16 protein-coding genes and 1 riboswitch are annotated in these 20,448 nt (G+C 75.6%); of the genes, 10 read left to right on the top strand and 6 right to left on the bottom strand.

Annotated elements, in window-relative coordinates:
* Position 1 precedes the first annotated feature (1 nt).
* The 10 genes from ACFWJB_RS31985 (at position 2) to ACFWJB_RS32030 (ending at position 15,221) form a co-directional block, all read left to right on the top strand.
* Positions 2-1,042, top strand: a complete 1,041-nt coding sequence (locus ACFWJB_RS31985; RefSeq protein WP_386926585.1) for a hypothetical protein — start codon at positions 2-4, stop codon at positions 1,040-1,042.
* Complete coding sequence (locus tag ACFWJB_RS31990) at positions 1,039-1,689, top strand: 4Fe-4S single cluster domain-containing protein (protein WP_385471737.1); 651 nt, start codon at positions 1,039-1,041, stop codon at positions 1,687-1,689. Before ACFWJB_RS31985 ends, ACFWJB_RS31990 begins: the two co-directional genes overlap by 4 nt.
* Positions 1,686-3,140, top strand: coding sequence for a hypothetical protein (locus ACFWJB_RS31995; RefSeq protein ID WP_386926587.1), 1,455 nt, complete (start codon positions 1,686-1,688; stop codon positions 3,138-3,140). Before ACFWJB_RS31990 ends, ACFWJB_RS31995 begins: the two co-directional genes overlap by 4 nt.
* Positions 3,137-5,296, top strand: coding sequence for an AAA family ATPase (locus tag ACFWJB_RS32000; RefSeq protein ID WP_386926617.1), 2,160 nt, complete (start codon positions 3,137-3,139; stop codon positions 5,294-5,296). Before ACFWJB_RS31995 ends, ACFWJB_RS32000 begins: the two co-directional genes overlap by 4 nt.
* Positions 5,293-7,338, top strand: coding sequence for an Hsp70 family protein (locus ACFWJB_RS32005; protein WP_386926589.1), 2,046 nt, complete (start codon positions 5,293-5,295; stop codon positions 7,336-7,338). Before ACFWJB_RS32000 ends, ACFWJB_RS32005 begins: the two co-directional genes overlap by 4 nt.
* Positions 7,338-8,528: a hypothetical protein gene (locus ACFWJB_RS32010; RefSeq protein WP_386926591.1), complete on the top strand. Its 1,191-nt coding sequence runs from the start codon at positions 7,338-7,340 to the stop codon at positions 8,526-8,528. Before ACFWJB_RS32005 ends, ACFWJB_RS32010 begins: the two co-directional genes overlap by 1 nt.
* A complete protein-coding gene (locus ACFWJB_RS32015; protein WP_386926593.1) occupies positions 8,525-11,047 on the top strand; it encodes a GTPase-associated protein 1-related protein in 2,523 nt (840 codons plus the stop codon). The genes ACFWJB_RS32010 and ACFWJB_RS32015 overlap by 4 nt, the downstream gene beginning before the upstream one ends.
* A 6-nt stretch (positions 11,048-11,053) precedes the next feature.
* A complete protein-coding gene (locus ACFWJB_RS32020; RefSeq protein ID WP_386926595.1) occupies positions 11,054-12,604 on the top strand; it encodes a hypothetical protein in 1,551 nt (516 codons plus the stop codon).
* Positions 12,605-12,698: 94 nt separating this feature from the next.
* The gene (locus ACFWJB_RS32025; protein ID WP_385468163.1) at positions 12,699-13,355 is read left to right on the top strand and encodes a TetR/AcrR family transcriptional regulator; all 657 of its coding nucleotides are present in this window, start codon (positions 12,699-12,701) and stop codon (positions 13,353-13,355) included.
* Positions 13,356-13,604: 249 nt separating this feature from the next.
* Entirely contained in the window at positions 13,605-15,221 is a 1,617-nt protein-coding gene (locus ACFWJB_RS32030) for an MFS transporter (RefSeq protein WP_386926598.1), read from the top strand.
* Positions 15,222-15,236: 15 nt separating this feature from the next.
* On the opposite strand, the gene ACFWJB_RS32035 is transcribed toward ACFWJB_RS32030, so the two are convergent.
* From ACFWJB_RS32035 to ACFWJB_RS32060, 6 genes are all read right to left on the bottom strand, one after another.
* A complete protein-coding gene (locus tag ACFWJB_RS32035) occupies positions 15,237-16,085 on the bottom strand; it encodes an energy-coupling factor ABC transporter ATP-binding protein (RefSeq protein ID WP_386926600.1) in 849 nt (282 codons plus the stop codon).
* Complete coding sequence (gene cbiQ, locus ACFWJB_RS32040) at positions 16,082-16,831, bottom strand: cobalt ECF transporter T component CbiQ (RefSeq protein WP_385468154.1); 750 nt, start codon at positions 16,829-16,831, stop codon at positions 16,082-16,084. The genes ACFWJB_RS32035 and cbiQ overlap by 4 nt, the downstream gene beginning before the upstream one ends.
* Complete coding sequence (locus ACFWJB_RS32045) at positions 16,832-17,173, bottom strand: energy-coupling factor ABC transporter substrate-binding protein (protein WP_386926602.1); 342 nt, start codon at positions 17,171-17,173, stop codon at positions 16,832-16,834.
* Positions 17,170-17,865 (bottom strand): energy-coupling factor ABC transporter permease, encoded by a 696-nt coding sequence (locus ACFWJB_RS32050; RefSeq protein ID WP_385468148.1) that lies wholly within the window; start codon positions 17,863-17,865, stop codon positions 17,170-17,172. The genes ACFWJB_RS32045 and ACFWJB_RS32050 overlap by 4 nt, the downstream gene beginning before the upstream one ends.
* A 29-nt stretch (positions 17,866-17,894) precedes the next feature.
* Positions 17,895-18,079: riboswitch (cobalamin riboswitch) on the bottom strand.
* Between the two features lie 121 nt (positions 18,080-18,200).
* Positions 18,201-18,782 carry a potassium channel family protein gene (locus ACFWJB_RS32055; RefSeq protein WP_385468145.1) on the bottom strand — a complete coding sequence of 194 codons (582 nt, stop codon included), beginning with the start codon at positions 18,780-18,782 and terminating at the stop codon, positions 18,201-18,203.
* A complete protein-coding gene (locus ACFWJB_RS32060; protein ID WP_386926605.1) occupies positions 18,779-20,245 on the bottom strand; it encodes a chloride channel protein in 1,467 nt (488 codons plus the stop codon). Before ACFWJB_RS32060 ends, ACFWJB_RS32055 begins: the two co-directional genes overlap by 4 nt.
* Positions 20,246-20,448: the final 203 nt, after the last annotated feature.

The raw sequence follows: 20,448 nt of genomic DNA on the forward strand, positions 1-20,448 counted from the left end.
GATGCCCCTCACGGTGGTGTCCGGCACCGGACACGAATGGCGCCTCACCGAGCGGATCGGCAGCGGCTCGGAAGGAGTCGTGTACGGCGTCGACGACGCGCGGCCGCTGGTGGCCAAGCTCGTCCCCGACCCGCCCGACCCGGCCGCCTACCGCCGCCGCATAGCCCGGCTGGTGCGCCAGCGCCGCGAGCCCCGCACGGTCCGGCTGCTCTCCGCGACGCCGGCCCGGCTCGCCTGGCCCATGGTGGGGGTGCGCACCGGAGGTCCGGGCGCCGACGGCGTCGACGGCTACGTGATGGCCGACATGCGCCACGCCCACCGGCCGTTCACGCACCTGCTGACCCCGGCCGCCCGCCGCGCTCTGCTGCCCCGGGCCACCTGGGCGACCGCGCTGACCGCCGCGCACTCGCTGGCCCGCCTGCTGGCCGACCTGCACGCCGAGGGCTATGTGGTCGGCGACCTCAAGCCCGACAACCTGTGGGTCGACGACCGGGGCGGGGTCGGGATGGCCGACGTGGACTCCTGGCAGTTCACGGACGGCGGCGAACTCTTCCCCGGGCGGATGGGCACCACCGGCTACCTCGCGCCCGAACGGATCGGCGCGCCCGCCGGCACTCCGCCGCAGCGGGCCTCGGACGACTTCGTGCTCGCCGTCCTGGTCCACCAGCTGCTGATGGACGGACTGCACCCCTTCGCCGGGTATCCCGCGGACGGCGGCGAATACCGCTCCTACGACGACAACGTCCTGCACGGCCGGTGCCGCCTCCTCGACCGCACGTCGGTGCTGCTGCCCCGTTCCGCGCCGCCCGCCGACCTGCTGCCCCGGCGGCTCGCGGACCTGCTGCGGGCCGCGTTCGGCGGCGTACGGCCCCCCGCGTCGGCCTGGGCCGAGGCGCTGGCCGCCGAGTCGGCCCCCGCGCGGCTGCGGACCTGCCGGACGGACCCGCGGCACGTGCACACGGTGGAGCGGCCCTGGTGCCCCTGGTGCGACCTGGCCGAACGGTCCGGCGACGGGAAGGACACGGAGGAGAACACCGCATGAGCGAGACGACCCGGCTCTCCGTGGCCCGCAGGCTCGGCCACTGCACCGTCCTCGGCCCGGGCACCCGCGCCGTGATCTGGGTGCAGGGCTGCCCCCTGCGCTGCCACGGCTGCGTGGCGGCCGAGACACTGCCCTTTGAGGGCGGCACCGCGTACACCGTGGGCGAACTCGCCGACTGGCTCTGCGCGCTGCCCGACGTGGAGGGCGTCACCCTCTCCGGAGGGGAACCCTTCAGCCAGGCGGCCCCGCTGGCCGCGCTGCTCGACGAGGTGCGCGCCCGCAGGCCCGGCCTCAGCGCGATGGCTTACTCGGGATTCCGGTACGAGGCCCTGCGCCGGGGCGGTCCGGACCGGCAGGCCCTGCTGCGGCGCCTCGACCTCCTCGTCGACGGCCCCTATGTCGCCGCGCGCCACGCCGGCCTGCGCTGGCGGGGCTCGGCCAACCAGCGCATCGTCGCCCTCACCGGCCGCTACGCCCACCTGGCGGACCAGCCCGACACCAGCGCGGGCGTCGAACTCTCGCTGGAGGCAGACGGATCGCTCTCCTGGGCCGGGGTGCCACCGACCCCCGGCTTCCGGGAGGGACTCGAGGAACAACTCGCGGCGCGGGGCTTCGTGCTGCACACCCAGGCACGGAGGGAAGCATGAGCGGATCACCGAAGTACAGCACCGTCAGGGTCACTCCCGCCTACCGGCAGCGCGAGGAACGGCGGCGCCGGGAACAGCAGGCGGCACGCCGCCGCCGCGAGGCCCAACGCGCCCGGGAGCGCGCCGAACTCGCCGCCCGGCGGGCCCAGGAGGCCGCCGCCCGCCGGGAGCGGGCACAGGCCGCGGCCGAGCACCGGCGGCACGAGCTCGCCGCCCGGCGCGCCGCCGAACAGCAGGCCCACGCCTCCCGGCTCGGCCGGGAGGAGGCGGGCGCCGAAGCACGCCGCCTCGACGAGGTGCGCGACCTGCTCGTCCGCGTCCGGACGTCCGGCACGGGCGTCCCGGCCGGTGAACTGGACGAGCTGGAACGGCAGGTGCGCACGCTGCGGGACCGGATCGGCCACGAGGAGCGGCTCGGCGGGGCGATCGAGGAGCTGCGCGGCCGCATCGTCCTGCTGGACCGGCGGCAGGACGACTCCGGCCGGGCGGCCGACCCCGGCGCGGTCCTGGCCGGCTTCGAACGCAGGCTCGCCGGGATCGGGCCGGACGCCGCGGAGCACGACGCGGAGGGCCGGCAGCGGTGCCTGGAACTGCTCGGCCGGCTGCGCGCCTCGGCCGGCCCGGAGGGCCGGACCCGCTTCGAGGCCCTGCTCGGCACGATGGAGCACGCGCTGGCCCGGCACGCCGCGACCGCCGAGGGACGCGTCGAGGCGGAGCGGCAGCGCGAGCAGCAGGTGCGGGAGGCACGGCGGCAGGCCGAGGAACGCGCGGCGGCCGAGGCCGCGGCCGAGGAAGCGGCCGAGGAGGCGGAACGCGAGCGTCTGACGGCCGCGCTCGGTGAGGCGGCGGACCGGCTCGACGTCGTGCGGCGATCCGCGCGGGACGCGGCGGAGGACGCCCGGGAACTCGCCGACCCGGACCTCGCGGCGCGGATCGAGGAGGCTCTGCGCGCCGTCACCGGGCCGCTCGCGGCGGGCGAGGCGGCCGAGGCCCTCGCCGCGGTCACCGCGCTGGAGGAGCTGCTCCCCGAGGCCGAGGCGCGGCTGGACGAACTCCAGCTGGCCCACACCCGGCGGATGGACCTCGGCCAGGCCCTCCAGGACGCCATGCTCGGCGAGGGCTTCGCCTTCCTGGGCGGCGAGGACCAGGGCGAGCGGCTCGTCCTGCGCTTCGAACGCCCCAGCGGCGCGAGCTACGAGACCACGGTCGCCACGGACTCCGGAGGCACGCCCGTCCTCGTCTACCACGTGGACGGCGAGCCGGACGTGGCCGTGGAGCCGGCGCCCGAGGGCGCGGTGTGCGACACGACGGAGGACCTCCTGGAGCGGGTGCACGAGGCGGTCGGCGGACAGGACGGCTTCGTCCCCGACGAGCTCACCTGGCAGGGCAAGCCGCCCTCGCGGCAGGCCCGGCAGCTGCCCGGCACCGAGGAATGGACGTGGAGCCGGTGAGCACGGTCGACTGGGGGAAGCGGGCGAACGGCGTCGGCACGGCCCGGCCCGGCGCGGGCGCCGGCGCCCCGGGCGGTGCCGGACGGGACGGGGAACCGGCCGCCGCGGACGGCATGATGCCGCTGTGGGCGATATCCCTCGGGTGGGAGCTGCGGCGCGGACGCCAGGTGATCCTCAACGGGCAGATCAGGGACCGCTGGTGGTTCCACGACCGGCCCGCGTCCTTCCGCAGGGTCGTCGCGGAGGTGCTGGTGGTGCGCGGCGCGGAGACGGTGGGCTGGTGGGACCCGGTCGGCGGGCTCACGTTCCCGATCCCGGAGCACGCCGAGCACTTCGACCGCCTGGCCGCGGGACTCCCGCCGGGCGACACACCCGGCACCCACGCCGCCACGCCGGGCGGCGCGGCACCGCAGGCGCGGCCCGGCGCGCCGGACGGCCGGGACCGGACACCGCCGGACGGCCGGACGGCACGGCCCTGGGACAACCGCGGCGACGACGGCGGCGACAACGGCGCCGCGTCCGGCGACGGCGAGGCCCCCGCCGCGCGCACCCGGCGCGGCGACGAACGGCAGCGCGGCCGGGACCGCCTGCTGACCCCGCGGACGCCGGGACGGCCCCGGACCTTCGACGACGTCGTCGCCGTCGTGCAGCGCCTCGTCGCCTCGCCCGACGCGGCCACGGCGTTCGTCTTCGAGGACGTCGACCATCACCTCCCGCCCGGCCAGCCCGCCTCGCACCTCGGCTACCTGCGGCTGCGGGCCGCGATGACGGACGCCGTGACCCCGCACTCCGCCGCGGGACCCGCCCCGCACGCCCGCAACGCCGTCCTCTGCGCGGTCGGCGACGTCGGACGCCTGCCCGGCTGGTTCCACCTGGAGGACCCCCGCATCGCCGCCCTCCACATCGGCCCGCCCGACCCCAGCGAGCGCCGGCTCTGGCTGAGCTGGCTGCACCGGCACTTCAACGGCGGGCAGGACGCCTCGCGCGCCGACCTCGAGGGCCTCGTGGGCGCCACCGACGGCATGACCGGCTGGGACATCGACTCCCTCGCCCGGACCTCGTGGCTGCGCGACGTCCCCCTGCACAAACCCGACAAGCTCCTGGAGCAGCACCGGCTCAACGTGAGCGTCGACCCGTGGACCCAGCTCGACCGGGAGACCGTCGCCGGCGCCGCCGGCGTGCTGGGGACGCGGGTGGTCGGCCAGTCCAAGGCCGTGGACGCGGTCGCCTCGGCCCTGCAGTCCGCCTTCGTCGGCGTCGACTTCGGCAACTCCGGGAACGCGCGGCCCCGGGGCGCGTTCTTCTTCGTCGGGCCCACCGGCGTCGGCAAGACGGAACTGGCCAAGTCGGTGGCCGAGCTGATGTTCGGCGACCAGAGCGCCTACGCCCGCTTCGACATGAGCGAGTACCAGCAGGAGCACGCGGCCGAACGCCTCGCCGGCGCCCCGCCGGGCTACATCGGCCACGAGCAGGGCGGCGAGCTGACCCGGCGGGTGCAGGAACGGCCGTTCAGCGTGCTGCTCTTCGACGAGATCGAGAAGGCCCACCCCAAGGTGCTGGACAAGTTCCTGCAGATCCTGGAGGACGGCCGGCTCACCGACGGACGCGGCCAGACCGCCTACTTCTCCCAGTGCCTGATCATCTTCACCTCCAACACGGGGGCGGAAGCGGTGCAGGACCTGCTGGGCGAGCGCGGCGACCGGCTCACCTACGCCGAGCTCGAGGCGCACTTCACCCGGGCCGTGGAGGAGAAGTTCCGGCAGATCGGCAGGCCGGAGATCTACGGGCGGCTCAAGCCCGGCGTGGTCGTCTTCGACATGCTGCGCCGCGAGCACATCGTGCGGATCGCCGACCGGCTCCTCGGACAGCTCACCGAGTCGGTCCGCGAACGGCACCGGGTCGAGCTGGACTTCGACAGGGACACCCTGCATCCGTGGATCACCGAGCGGATGTCGGACCCCGAGCACCAGGCGTACGGCGGACGGCAGATCCGCAACGAGCTGGAGCGGGTACGGGCGGCCGTCGTCCGCCACCTGCTGGAGCACCGGCCGGCCCCGGGCAGCCGGATCCGGGCCGGCATCGCGGCCGACGGCACCGCCCGCGTCACGGCCGACGGGACCGCGCCCCGCGCGTGGGAGGGGGGCGAGGACACGTGATCGGCATCGACCTCGGGCACCGTTTCGGACGCCTCGGACGGATCGGCCCCGACGGCGGACCGGTCGTGACCACCACCGGACTGGACGGCGCGGACGGCGTCCTGGAGCCCCGGCGGGCGCTGCCCCTGCTGTTCGGACCCGCCCCGGCCGGCACGGCCCCCGCGGCCGCGGAACCGGACCGGCAGGCGGTCCTCGGCATACAGGCGTCCGGCGGCCGTGAGGACGAGCTGCGGCGCGCGGCCGAGAGCGCCGGACTGGACGTCGCGCGCGTCGTGCCGGACCCGGTGGCGGTGGCGCTGCACTACGGGGCCGTCGACGAGGGCGTGGACCGCACGGTGCTGGTCTGCGACCAGGGGGCGACGACCCTGGACCTGACCGTCCTCGCCGTCACGCCCGACCTCACGGTGCACCTCGTGCGGACCCGCACGCACCGGCTCGGCGGCGACGACTGGGACGCGGCACTCGCCGGCGTCCTCGCCGGGCGGCTGCCGGACGGGGTGGACCCGCTCCGGGCGGCGGAGCTGCTGCGGCGCGCCCTCGGCGCCTCGGACTCCGCCGACGAGACCGTCGAGGACCCGGCGGGCGGCCGGCACCGGCTGACCCTGGACCGCGCCGGCTTCGAGCGGGCGGTGGCGCCCCTGCGGCAGCGGACGCTGGACGCCGTGGCGGAGCAACTGACCGCGCCCGGACCGGAGGTGGACACGGTCCTGCTGGCCGGCGGCCTGTGCGCGGCGCCCGGCCGGCGGGCCGAGATCGAGGCGCTGCCGGCCGCCCAGGGCCTCACGGTCCGCGGCCACCTGCCCGAACTGGCCGTCGTACGGGGGCTGCTGGCGCTGGGGGACTTCCCCGTCCTGCGCATCGTCGACGGCCCCGCCCCGGGACCGGGCCGGGTCGGCGACCGGTACCCCGTGCCGGAGCGCGTCACCGCCCCTCTCCCGGACCTGAGCGCGGACCGCCCCGGCGCTCCCGCGAGGGACCCGGACTCCGCCGCCGTACCGCCACCGGAGCTGGACCCGGACCCCCTGCCCCGGCGCCCACTGCCGGAGGACCCCGAACCGGCGGTGTCCCGCGACGCACCCCGGACCGCTCCCGGCGGCCCACGGACCACCACGGACGTCCGGCGGCCGCCGGACGGCCCGACGCCACCGCAGCCGCAGCCGCAGCCGCAACGACAGCCGCGGCCACCGGCCCCGGACGCCGGGCCCGTGCCCGAGCCTCCCACCGTCACCGTCCCGGGCCCCCGCCGTGCACCGGAGCCGGCGCCGGTCCCCGAGCCGCCCGAGCCGCCACCGGCCGCGCGCGCCCCCCGAGCCCCGGAGACCCCGGACGCCCCGGCCACCGCCCCCGGCGCCCCGGCGGCGGGCACCGCCGAGCCCGTCACCGACCCGGGGGACCACCTCGCCGTCCCCGTCGGGCAGCTCCAGGCCCTGCGCCGCGGCGACCACCTCCTCGTCCTGTGGGCCTGGCCCGACGGCGCCCTCAGCGCCCGCGTCCGCTGGCGCCGCGAGACGGGACCCGCGGGCGAGGGACCGCACCACGGCGTCCCCGCGGAGGGCGACCTGCTCTGCCGGCGCCGGGTCTACGAACACGACGGCGGTCTCGACCTGGCCGTCGGACGGGGCGCGGTCACCCTGACCGTCGAGGCCCTCGTGACCGGCCCCGTGGCGGACTGCGAGGGCGCCTCGTCCCTCCAGGTGCCCGCCGAGGCACCGGTCGTGGAGTACGAGCCGACCGTGCGCCGGCGCCTCAGGGGCCGGGTCGCCTCGGTCGCCTTCACCTCCGCCACCGGCTGCGACCTGCCCGCGCTGCGCATCGTCCACAGCCTCGGCCGTTTCCGCCCCACCAGCACCGCCGAGGGCACCGTGCTGCACGAGGTGCCCGCGCAGCGGCTGCCCGCCGGCACCCCGCTGACCGTGGAGTTCCCGCTGCCCGCCACCCGGGGCCCCTCCTGGCTGGTCTGCTTCCCCGCGGACGCCAACACCGCCACCGACGCGCCCGTCGACATCCGCCCGACGGCACTGCACAGACTGCGAGTGACCTGATGGCCAGACGACTCACCTGCCCCTACTGCTACGAGAACTTCGCGCCGCGCGAGATCCGCTTCCGCTGCAACAGCCGCCTCAGCCGCACGGGGAAACAGTGCCCACGCCGCCGCGACCAGGTGCTCGACGAGCGCCGTGGCCCGCGCCCGAGCCACGACCTCGGCCCGGACTTCGCCGCCGACGGCCGCAGACCGACCGCCGTGTGCTCCGGCTGCGACGGCGAGACCACCTACCGGATCTGCCCGGTGTGCCACTCCGAACTGCCCGTCCAGTTCGGCCGGGTGGACAACCGCCTGATCGCCATGGTCGGCGCGAAGGCGTCCGGCAAGACCGTCTACATGACGGTGCTGCTGCACGAGATGAGGAACAGGGTGGGCGAGGCGTTCGGGGCCGCCCTGATGGGCCTGGACGACGCGACGATGCGCCGCTACAGCTCCGACTACGAGGACCGCCTCTACCGCGACAACCAGATGTTCCCCGGCACCCAGACCGCCTCCACCAACCTCAACCGGGTCGACCCGCTGGTCTTCCGGTTCAGCCTGGGCCGGCGCACCTTCCTCGGCGAACGCCCCCAGCACACCGTCCTGTCCTTCTTCGACACCGCCGGCGAGGACTTCAGCTCCCGGGAGAGCGTGGAGCTCAACACCCGCTATCTCACCGGCGCCGACGGCATCATCCTGCTCCTCGACCCGCTCCAGATGTCCGACGCCCGGGCCGGCGCCCTGCCGGGCACGCCGCTGCCGGGCACCGAGGGACTCGACGCGCCCGTCAACGTCCTGTCCCGGGTCACCGGTCTGCTGCTCGCCCCGCGCGGCGGCCGCTCCGCCCAGAAGATCGACACGCCGATCGCGGTGGTCTTCTCCAAGATGGACGCCTTCTGGCACCAGCTGGACGCCGGCAGCCCCCTGCGCGACTACGCCCCACGGGGCGGCCGGTTCGACGTGAGCGACAGCCTCAGCGTCCACGAGGAGGTGCGCCGGCTCCTCAAGGACTGGGACGGCGTCCAGATCGACCAGCTCCTGGACAACCACTACTCCCGCTACCGCTACTTCGGCGTCTCCGCCCTCGGCCGCAACCCCACCCCCGAGGCCCGGGTCGCCGACACCGGCATCCAGCCCTACCGGGTGGCCGACCCGCTGCTGTGGCTGCTCGCCGAGTTCGGGTCGGTACCGAAGGCGGGACGCGGATGACCGGCCGGGCCGCGTCCGGGCCGGCCGGCCCCGGGGCGCACTTCCAGCAGCTCTACTACACCTCCTGCGAGCACGGCCTCACCGGCTTCTCCGGGTTCCAGTTCAACGCCGTCAGCGCGGGGGTCAGCCTCGAGACACGGCAGGCCGTGGAGGCCCTCGCCGGATACGAACCACCGCGCGCCCTGGTGGAGTCGGACACCCCGGAACTGCTCGCACGCTGCCCGGTCAACCTCTGCTACCGGCCGTACGACCCGCAGGGCCGGACCGCCACCGCGCTGTGCGTGGCCTACGTGGGCCGGGACTCGGCCCGCCGCTTCGGCAACTACTTCGCCCACGCCCTGCACAGCGACGACTTCCCCGCGGCCGGCGGCGGGGCGCTCGCGATCGAGCTGTGGGACTCGCCGGTGTGGACCCGCTCGGCGTCCCCGGACACCGAGATCCCGGTGCTCGCGGCGCCCCCGCGCGGCCCGCTCGACGCCCGCGCGGTCCGCGACTTCCTCCGCGCCCACCCGCACGCGGCGCGGCTGCCGGACCTGCTGGCCGCCGTGTTCGCGACGCTCACCGACCACGGCTCGGTCGTGGTCGTCGACGACTCGACCGACCGGATCGCGCACTGGTTCGCCGCCGTCTCCTACCTGCTGCCGCCCCCGCTGGCCCGCCGCCTCTCCTTCGCCACCTACGTCTTCCGGCCCGCCCGCAGCCGGCTGCACCTGATCGGCACGGTGCCCGGGGCGCAGCTCGACTTCGGCACGGACGACGAGGCCGCCTACACCGTCTTCGACTTCTCCCGGGGCCACTTCCCGGAGGTGGCCGTCCCCGGCCTGGTGTCCCTGCTGACCCGGATCGGGGTGGGCTCCGTCCGCCCCGTCTGGTCCTGGACGGCGGACTACACCCGCGGTGGGGAGGAGCGACCGGCCGACTGGCACGCCCCGGTCGCCGCCGCGGCGGCCTCGGGCGGCATCGCGCTCACCGGCGCCGACGTGCGCGCGGTGATCGGCTGGCTGGCCGGCGCCGACCACCTGGGGCCGCGCCGGGCCGCCGTCGCCGCCGATCTGCACCGCAAGCACCGCGACCTGGACGACGCGCAGCTGGCGGCGCTCAGCGACGCGGCGAAGGCCGGCGGCGACGCGGCCGTGCACCAGGAGATCGAGGGCAAGCTGCACGAGTCCCGGATGCGGGCGTACATGACCGGCGCCGAGGACGCGGCCGCGCCGGTGCCGCTCACCGACCCGGCGGAACGCGAGCGGGCCACCGCCCTGTGGGAACGGCTGCTGGGCGGCGAGGCGGCCACGGCCCGGCAGCGGGTGCGGCTCCTGCTGTGGGCGCTCGGCGCCCGACTCGCCCCGGAACCCGGCCTCGTCGAACGCGAGACCCTCGCCGTGGCCCGCACCCTGCTCGGCGTCGCGAGCCCCGGACCCGGTCTGCGGCGCGAGGTGGTGGAGCTCGTCGCCGGCATGCCGCGGATGCGCGAGGCCCTGGCGGAGGCGGTGCAGGAGGCCCTCGAAGGGCGGGACGGACAGGAGCAGCTCTTCGCGCAGTTCCCCGCCGAACTGCTCGGGGAACGGGACCTCCGGGACCACCCGCTGCTCCTGGAGTACCACTGGCGGGCCCGGGCCGAACGGGAGCCCTCGCGCACGGTCGACATCATGTTCGCGATCCTCGAGGTCCGCGGCCGGACGTCCCCCGACGCCGAACTGCTGCGCGGCCTGTGGCGGCACCCCTCACGGACCTGGACCCACCGGGAGGCCCTGCGGATCGCCGCCCGGCTCGCGGACGCCGGGCAGGTGGACGAGGCGGTCGGCGCGTGGCTCGACCGGGCGGTCAACCAGCGGATCGACGACGAGGAGGGGCTGTCGGCCTGCCTGGCGCTGTGCGCGGAGCTCGCAGCGCCCGGCCGCACCGCCTGGCTGCCGCCGGCCGCGCGGGAACGGGTGCGCATCGTCCTGGAACTGGACAGGGCGCTGCGCACGGAACGGGAGGCCGTCGCGCTCGCCGGCGCGTTCCGGGTGTCGGGCACCGCCACCTGGACGGCGGTGCAGGCGCTGAAGCGGTACCGCCTGGTGCCGGCCATGCTGGCCCTGCCCGTCGACGCCGGCCGGCTCCGCGACGAGCTGCCGGAGTTCGGCCACTCCCTGGCGGAGCACTACCTGGCGGCCGTACGCCGCGCCGCGATCGGCGCCGAGCGGTGCGACGACGTCACGCTCGGCCACGTCGCCGCCGTGGCCGCGCTGCCCACGGCCGGCGGGCGGCTCTCCCAGGCCCAGCAGGACCTCGTCCTGCTGATCCGGGGGCACACCGCCGCGTACTGGCGGACCGCCGACCTCAGACGGCTGGAGGGCGCGGTACGCCCCCACCACCCGCAGCTCGCCGACCACTACCGGGACGCCGCGGAGGCCCGTCGCAGCGGTGCGCAGAAGCTGGCCGGGAAGGTGCGGCTGTCCCTGCGCCGCGGCCGGGGCGGCTCCCCGGACGAGGTCCCGCCGGGCGAGGGTCCCCGGCGAGAGAAGAAGGGACGGTGACGTCCGGTGGCCGAGATCGTCGCCTGGGTCCTCATACCCGTGCTCTACCTCGCCGCGCTCACGGCCTACCTGGTCGTCGTCCCGGCCGTCGTGCTGCTGCGGGGCCTCGCGCTGACCATGGAACTCCTGTGGGGCCACGTCCGGTTGCTGATCGGCGTCCTGTACCGGCGCACCCCCGAGTTCCGCACGATGCCGCCCTACCGTCCGCAGGACGAGGCGGTGAAGGCGTACCGCAACTACTTCTTCGGCCCGGGCTACCGGGACCTGCGCCAGCTCCTCACGCTGGAACGCCGGTCGTACCTGAGGACGGCCGGCGACTCCTTCCGGGCCGTGACCTCACGGCAGTTCACGGCCCCGTCCCGGCACCGGGCGTTCACGGTGCCGTACGGGGTGACGCTGTACCTGGGCCTCTGCCTGGGCGTGGTGCTGGCGGTGCCGCCGCTCGCCGTGCTGCTGGCGGCGCACGCCCTCGTCCTCGTCCTGCTGACGGGCGGGGCGCGGACGGTCGCCGGGACCCTGCGGGCGGCCGACCGGGCGGTGCTGAGGGTGAGGCGGCTGCGCACCGGGATGCTCTGCCCGCACTGCTTCGAACGCGTCCCCTACCCGGCGTACGACTGTCCCCGCGCGACCTGCCGGCGCCGGCACGCGGACATCCGGCCCGGCACCTACGGCATCTTCCGGCGCCGCTGCGAGTGCGGGCAGCGCATGCCGACCCTGCTGATGCTGATGAGCAGGGACGCGCGGCTCCAGGCGTACTGCGTGCACCCGCACTGCGAGAAGCCGATGAACACGGACGCGGGGCACATGCCCGAGGTGGTCCTGCCGCTCATCGGCGGACGGGCCGCGGGCAAGACGCAGTTGATGGCGGCGATGCTCCTCGCGCTGGAGAACGCGGCGGCCGACGGCGGACCGGCGATCACGCTCGCCGACGAGGACTCGACCTCCAACTACCAGGTGCTGCGCGAGGTCCTGCGCATGCAGGGCCACACCCGGGCCACCCAGAAGGAGCTGCCCCGGGCGCACTCCTTCGTCCTCGGCAGCGGCCGCTCCGAGCGGCTGGTCCACCTCTTCGACACGGCCGGCGAGCGGTTCGTCGACCGCGACGAGACGGACGCGCTGCGCTACGCCCGGGCCGCGCGGACCTTCCTCTTCGTCCTCGACCCCATGTCGGTGAAGGCGTTCTGGACCTCGCTGGAACCCGCGCCGGGACCACTGCTGGACCGCACCCTCGCCTCGACGGTCGACCCGGAGGAGGTCTTCGGCCGGTCGGTCCAGGCGATCGCCGCGATGGACGCCCCGCTGCAGCGCTCGCGGCTGGCCGTCGCCATCAGCAAGACCGACCTGCTGGCCGGGCACGGCCTGGTGCCCGACCGCCTCGACGACAGCGACGGCGCCCGCGCCTGGCTCTGCGAGGGCCTCGGCCTGCGCACTCTGGTCCAGGCGATGGAGCTGGACTTCCAGGAGGTCCGCTACTTCTGCACGGCGGCGGTGGCCGACGAGGACGCCCGGGTGGACGGCAGCATCACCCGCTTCGTCGACTGGTGCCTGCGGGACTGAGGGCGGCGACCGGGCCGGGGGAGCCCCCCGTGCCAGAATGGGCGTCCCGCCGTCCGACCCGCGTCCCTCCGCACCGATGCACCGAGGTTCTCCCGTGTCCAAGCCCGTGGCCCGTGAGCCGCAGCGACGCAACGCGCGCTCCAACCGCGCGCGCATCCTGGCCACGGCCCGCCGGGAGCTCGGCCGGAACCCGGACACCACCCTGGAGGAACTGGCCCGGGCCGCCGGTGTCGTGCGGCGCACCCTCTTCGGTCACTTCCCGGGGCGGGCGGCGCTGCTGGAGGCCCTCGCCGAGGAGGCCTCCGAGGTGCTGCGGAGCACGATGGCGTCGGCCGGGGAGGGGGCGGGGCCGGCCGAACCGGCCGACCGCGCGCTCGCGTACTTCCTGCTGCTGATGTGGCCCGTCGGCGACCGCTACCGGATGCTGCTGGCGCTGGCCCGGCACGACCTGGGCGCGGAGCGCGTGGCCGAGATCCTCACACCGGCCCGCGCCGAGGTCACCGCCATCCTGGAGCGCGGCCAGCGCGACGGCACCTTCCCCGCCCACCTGCCGCCCGCCGTGCTGAGCGCCGGGCTGGAGGCGATGACGGTCGCCCTGCTGGAGCAGGTCAACACGGGCGCGCTGGAGGACGACGGCACCCGGGCCGCCGTCGCCTCGCTCGTCGCGGCCGGCGTGCCGCAGGACCGGGCCCGCACGGTCGTCGAGTCGGTGGCCCCGACGGTCCCGGCGCACCCGTCGGCCGACGACTGACCCCACCACCCCGCAGGCACCCGCCCCGCCCAGGCAGCAGCGCCGGGGCGGGCGAAGCCGTGCCGTGCCGCCTCTGCGGCGGACCCCCTCGACCGGCGCCGCCGCCGTGAAGTGACCGTGCGCGGACGCGTGGGCCGGCCGGCAGCGGGTACCCCGAGGACTGTTTGCACATCGGTGGGCAAGAATCTAACCTGAAAGTAGTCTGCACACCGATGGGCAATTAAGTCGCCCTCGTACCCGGGAGCCCTCATGCCCCTACTGGCCACCACACCCGTCGAGAAGATGGCCGGGCCGTACCCACGGCGCGGGTGGGCCCTGATCGTGCTGTGCCTCAGCCTGCTCATCGTCGTCATGGCCAACACGTCCCTGATCGTGGCCGCCCCGGCCATGACCACCGACCTGGGCCTGAGCAGCAGCGACCTCCAGTGGGTCATCGACGGCTACACCGTCCCGTACGCGGCGCTGATGCTGGTGCTGGGCGCGATCGGCGACAAGTACAGCCGTCGCGGCGCCCTGGTCACCGGCCTGGTGATCTTCGCGGGCGGTTCGGTGATGGGGAGCCTGGTCCACGAGACGGGCCTGGTCATCACCGCCCGGGCGGTGATGGGCGTCGGCGCCGCCGTCGTCATGCCGGCCACGCTGTCGCTGCTCGTCGCGATCTTCCCGAGGGGCGAGCGGGCCCGCGCCATCACGGCCTGGACCGCCACGTCCGGACTCGCCATCGCCGTCGGCCCGCTGGTCGCCGGCTGGCTGCTCGGCGACCACGCCTGGGGCTCGACCTTCCTGGTCAACGTGCCCGTCGCGGTCCTCGCCGTCGTCGGCGCGCTGCTCCTCGTGCCCCCGTCCAGGGCGGCCGGCATGGGCCGCATCGACTACGTGGGCGGCCTGCTCTCCATCGTCTCCGTCGGCAGCCTGGTCTACGCGACCATCGAGGGCCCGCACTTCGGCTGGGGCGCCGGTCCCGTCACCGCGGCCGTCGTGGCGGGCGCCGGCCTGGTGGCCTTCGTCGCCTGGGAGCTGCGGCACCCGCAGCCCATGCTGGACGTGCGCAGGTTCCTCCAGCGGCCGTTCAGCGGCTCGATGCTCGCCGTGCTGTTCTTCTTCTTCGGCACCTACGGCGCCATCTACTACTCCACGCAGTTCCTGCAGTTCGTCCTCGGCTACGGCGCTCTGGAGACCGGCGTACGGCTGCTGCCGCTGGCCGGGGCCGTGTTCGTCGGCGCCGCCGTCACCGGGCACCTCACCCCGAAGCTGGGCGTCAAGGCCATGATCGGGTCCGGCATGGTGATCGGCACCGCAGGCGTCTTCCTGCTGGTCCTCGTCGACAAGGACTCGACGTACTCCGGCTTCCTGGCCCCGATGCTGCTGCTCGGCCTCGCGATCGGCCTCAGCGTCTCCCCGGCCACCGACACCATCATGGGCTCCTTCCCGGAGAGCGAACTGGGCGTCGGCGGCGGCGCCAACGACACCGCGCTGGAACTCGGCGGCTCGCTCGGCATCGCCGTCCTGGGCTCCCTGCTCGGCACCGCCTACCGCGACGAAGTGGCCGACCTGGCGGGCGACCGGCTCCCGGCCGCCGCGCTGCACACCGCTCAGGACTCCGTCGGCGGCGGCCTCGCGGTCGCCGAGCAGATCGCGAGGACGCCCTCCGCCGGACCCCAGCAGGCCCAGGCCCTGGCCGACGCCGTCCACCAGGCCTTCGCCCACGGCGTGGCCACGACCAGCCTGATCGGCGGGATCATCATGGCCGCCGGCACCCTGATCGTCGTCGCCGTCCTGCCCGGCCGCCGCGGCGGCGCACAGCGGCGGACCGAGGAGCAGCCGGCACCCGCCCGCGACGCGGAGTACAGCGACTCCACGAGCTGACCGGCGCTGCGGCGGTCAGTCGGCCGGCCCGGCCAGGGCCGCCAGCTCCTCCGCCGTGCGCGGGCCCCCGGCCGGGTCCGCCAGCAGTCCCCGGGCGCACAGCAGCCGCGCCGCCGCCACCCCCCACGGCAGCCGCAGTCCCGCCGGGCCGAGCAGGTCGGTGCGGGCCAGCGTCGGCGCCGTGGGGCCGGTGTGCACCCCGGACGGGGTGAGCAGGGCGGCGTCGTCGGACCAGCGCAGCGCGAGATCCACGTCGTGGGTCGCCATCACCACCGTGGTGCCGCCCGCCCGCAGCCGGTCGAGGGTGTCGAGCAGCCGCTCCTGCCCGTCCGGGTCGAGCCCGGCGGTCGGCTCGTCGAGGACCAGTACCCGGGGCCGCATCGCGACCGCGCCGGCGATCGCGGCCCGCTTGCGCTGCCCGTACGACAGCAGGTGCGTGGGCCGGTCGGCCAGCCCGGCGATGTCCAGCGCGGCGAGCGCCTCCCCGACCCGGGAGCGGACCTCCGGATCCGGCAGCCCGAGGTTCAGCGGCCCGAACGACACGTCCTGGGCGACGGACGCGGCGAACAGCTGGTCGTCCGGGTCCTGCACCACCAGCTGCACGGTGGTCCGCAACCGGGTCAGCCCGGCCCGGTCGTACGTCACGGGCCGCCCGTCGACCGTCAACCGCCCGGCGCCCGGCCGCAGTCCGCCGCTGAGCAGCCGCATCAGCGTCGTCTTGCCGCTGCCGTTGCGGCCCAGCAGCGCGAGCGCGCGCCCCTCGCGCACCTCGAAGTCCAGGCCGGTCAGCACCTGAGGCCCCTCCTCGTACCCGAAGGACACACCCCGCAGGGCGACGAGGGCCGGTTCGGTGGGCTCGTTCACGTCAACGGCCTTTCCAGTACGAAGGTGAGCACGGCCAGCGCCGCCAGCAGCGCGACGCTCGCCGCCGTGAACGGCACGGAGACCCGGGCCTCGGGCACCAGGACGCGCAACGTGCCGTCGTAGCCGCGCCCGGCGAGCCCGGCCTGCAGCCGCGTCGCCCGGTCGAAGGCCCGCACGAACGCCGTGGCGCCGAGCCCGCCGAGCGAACGCCAGGCCGCGGCCCGGGTGGTGTGCCCCAGCCGCGCGGCCTGCGCCTCGCGGATCCGGCGCACGGAGTCCAGCAGCAGGAAACTCATGCGGTACGTCACCAGCGCCACGTCCACCACCGGCGCGGGCACCCCGGCCCGCACCAGCCGGGGCAGCAGGTCGGACATCGGCGTGGTGAACGCGAACAGCAGCACCCCGAGGGACGCCGCCGACGTGCGCAGCAGCAGCTCCCCGGCACGCACCGCGCCGCCGTCCGCCGCACCCACGAAGCCGCCCGGACCCCCGACCCGCACCAGCAGCGGCAGGGCACCGGTCACGCAGAACCCCAGCGGCACCCGGTACGCCCGCCACAGCCGCCGCCGGGGCACACCCGCCGGGCCGAGCAGCACCGCCAGCGCCGCGACCAGGACCAGTGCCGCGCCCGGCCAGGGCGGCAGCGAGATCGCGAGCACGGTCAGACCCAGCCCGAGCACCGCCTTGTCCACCGGGTGCCGGTGGCGCCACCGGCTGCTGTGCGCCGCCGCGTCGATCGGCAGCACTCAGTTCCCTTCGGGTGCGTTCGCGTCCTGCCGGGCGGCCGCCCGTTCCTCACCCTGCCGCCGGCCCCGGCGCAGACCGAAGTAGTAGGCCAGCACCCCCGCGCCGAGCGCCGCCTGCGCGGCGAACAGCGCGGACTCGATCTCCCCGGACGGCGGCTCGTACAGCGGCGAGAACCACGGCTCGTAGTCCGGCTCGATCTCCGTGATGGCCGTCTCCGCCTCGGCGTCGGCCCCGGTGAACGGCTCCTCCTTGTGGTCGCCGAGACCGAGCGCCAGCGGCAGCACCGCCAGCGCGGCCACGGCGAGCAGCAGCAGGAGGTTGATCTTCGTGTTGCGGTTCATCGGACGACGGCCTCCTCACGCTCGCCGGCCTTCGCCGGCAGCACGCCCAGACGGGTCAGCTCTCCCTTGCTGGACTGCACCAGGAGCCGCATCACGACCACCGTGAGCAGGCCCTCGCTCACCGCGAGCGGGACCTGTGTGACGGCGAAGATGGATCCGAACTTGCCGAGCGCGCCCAGGAACCCGCTCGCCGGGTCGGGGAAGGCCAGCGCGAGCTGCACGCTGGTGACGCAGTAGGTGGACAGGTCGGCGACGAACGCCGCGCAGAACACCGTGACCATCAGCGGCGCCCCGTACCGGCGCAGCAGGCGGTAGGTGCCGTAGCCCGCCCAGGGGCCGGCGATCGCCATCGAGAAGGCGTTGGCGCCGAGCGTGGTCAGCCCGCCGTGGGCGAGCAGCAGTGCCTGGAAGAGCAGGGTGATCGTGCCCAGGACCGCCATGACGGGCGGCCGGAACAGGACGGCGCCCAGACCGGTCCCGGTGGGGTGCGAACAACTCCCGGTGACGGAAGGCAGTTTCAGGGCCGACAGCACGAACGTGAAGGCTCCGGACGCCCCGAGCAGCAGCGTGCTCTCGGGATGCTCCCTGACCTCACGGGTGAGTGACCGTACTCCGTGGACGACGAACGGCGCGGACGCGACACCCCAGGCGATCGCGTGCGCCGGAGGCAGAAAGCCCTCGGCTATGTGCATGGCTCAGCAGACCCTCTCCAGCACCTCGTGGATGGACGACGCGCCTTGGCCGGTCTCCTGGCTGACGGGTACCACCGCCCGAACTCCGCCTTCCCGGGTCACAAGGACCCAGTGGCTGCCCGCGAGGGCCGGAGCCGGACTTCCCGATCACAGTGGCGAGGGCCGCACCGGTACTTCACCGGATTTCCCGTTCACCAAGGCGTGGCGACAGTAGTGCGCCCACGAGGGTGGTGACAAGCGGGCCTCCCGGCGGCCGGCACCGGGGGCCGCGGGGACTTCCGCGCCGGCACTGCGTCGTACGGGGCCGCGCGCCCCCGCCCGGCGTGTCGAAGATCTCAGCCCGAGGTGCCCCTGCCGTCGGGGGCGCCGCCGTCGGTGTCCCGGACCACCCGGGAACGCAGCTGCTGGCCCAGCGCCGTCCCCGCGGCGGTGAGGAAGACGAAGCTGTAGACGATCTGCAGGATCGTCACGAGCCGCGCCGTCTGGCTGTGCGGGGTGATGTCCCCGTACCCGACGGTGGCCAGGGTGACGACGGTGAAGTACAGGGAGTCGACCCGGGTGTGCAGCCCGTCGAACGCACCGGGCTGCTTGGCCAGGAGGTAGTAGGCCGCGGCGAAGACGTGCACGGACAGCAGGATCAGCAGGGAGATGGCCACGCCGGGGTGGGTGTCCGTGCGGCCGGTGAGGACGTGGCGGATCTGCCGCAGCAGCAGTACGGCCACGGCCGCCAGGCCCACGGCGAACAGAAGCCAGCTCGACACCGGGTGACGGGGGCCCAGCCGGTCGAGGGGCAGCAGGAAGTAGGCGGCGACGAGGCACACGACCGCTCCGCCCCTCGTCAGCCAGGGGCGCGCCGAACGCCAGGAGACGCCGGACCCGGCCCGGTCCGCCCGCCCGGTGCCCCCGCGGCCGGTCACCGGTCCGGCCCCGGGCCGGAACGCGCCTCCGCTCCCGCCCCTTCCGCCGGTCCGGGCTCCGGGGGGCTGCGGCGGACCGCCTGGGCGACGACGAAGGCGACCACCGACGAAATGACGATCAGCGGCATCTGTTCGTGCGCGTCCGCGCCCATCAGCAGTACCGCGAGCACCGAACTGGCCAGTGGCAGCCCCGTCACCGCGGCCATGGCGGCGGGCATGCCGAGGGCGAGGGCCGGGGTCACGCCGAAGCCGGGCAGGCCGGAGCAGGCCATGGCCGTGGCCGCGCCCAGCAGCAGGGAGGGGAAGATCGGACCCCCGCGCAGACTGCCCAGCGCGATGCCCCACGCCAGTCCCTTGCACGCGACGAGCGCGACCAGCGCGCCCACGGACCAGGCGTGCGGATGCGCGGCGAGCTGGGCGAGGGCGGCCTGCCCGGACAGCGCCGCCTCCGCCGGCGAACGGCCGGTGATCAGGGCGTACGCGGTGATGCAGACGCCGACCGCCGTGGCGCACAGGACGGTGCGGACGGCTGTGCGGTGCTCCGTCCAGGCCCTGGTGCGGCGGCCGAGCGCGCGGGCCAGGGTGACCAGGACCGCGATCAGCGCCGCCGTCGGGATGCCCCACAGGAAGTCACCGGCGTCGGGGGCGGTGCTCGGCGGCACGTCGGGCAGCGACAGAGCGCCGATGGTCAGGCCGGTCCACTGCCCGAAGCCGGTGAAGACCAGGGCGCCCGTCGCGCTGGCCAGCAGGCAGGGCAGCAGCAGGGCGACCATCCGGGTGCCGGCCAGCCCGGCGCCCTCCAGGAGCAGGACGGCAGCCGCCACCGGGCCGCCGAGGATGGTGGAGATCGCGGCGGTGGAGCCGGCCGTCGCCAGGATCGCGCCCGCCTTCGGATCCGCGCGCGCACCGGCCCGTCGCACCGCGAGCAGGGCGAGACCGCTGCCCACGGCCATCAGGGGCGCCTCGGGGCCCAGGACCACACCGAGCGGCAGGGTGGCCAGCGCGGCCAGGACGGCACCGGGCAGCGCCTCCGGCCCGACCGGCGCCTGGCCCAGGCCGTTCACCGGCACGTGCCCTCCGCCGCCCGGCATCCGGGTCACGATCGGCGCCAGGATCAGCCCCGCCAGCACCAGCGCGGGCAGCGGCCACCACCAGGGCGGGGTGGCGTACCCGGCGGCCTTCGGCAGCGAGGTCCACACCCAGTGCTGGAGCTCGTGCTGGAGGCCGACGAAGAAGAAGCAGGCCAGCGCGATGGGAATGCCGATCAGCACGCACAGCAGCAACAGCAGCAGGTAGCCGGGGCTGAGCAGGGTGTCGCGCAGGGACTGCTCGGCCCGGTCCGGGGCGGCGTTCTCCGGTGCGGCGGCCCGTCCCTCCGGCGCCGTCACGGGGCCGTCCGGCGCGGTCCCGGCACGGGCCCGGCGGGCGGCGGCAGGGGCTGTGTCGTCACGGGCCCTCCCCATGAAGCATGGTCCGCCCACCTCCCGGCGCGGACCGGCGGCCCGTCGCGCGTACGTGTGCATCGTGTGCGCTTCAGTTAACGCGAGAGCCCCCCACCCCGCATGCCACGCACCGCCCTCCGGGTCGCCGCCGCCCCGGGCGCCACGCCACCGCCCGCTTCCGGTCACACGTCCGGCGGGCCGCCGGACGTGGGTGCGCGCGGCGC

This window comes from Streptomyces sp. NPDC127100, assembly GCF_042724095.1.
Lineage (GTDB): Bacteria > Actinomycetota > Actinomycetes > Streptomycetales > Streptomycetaceae > Streptomyces.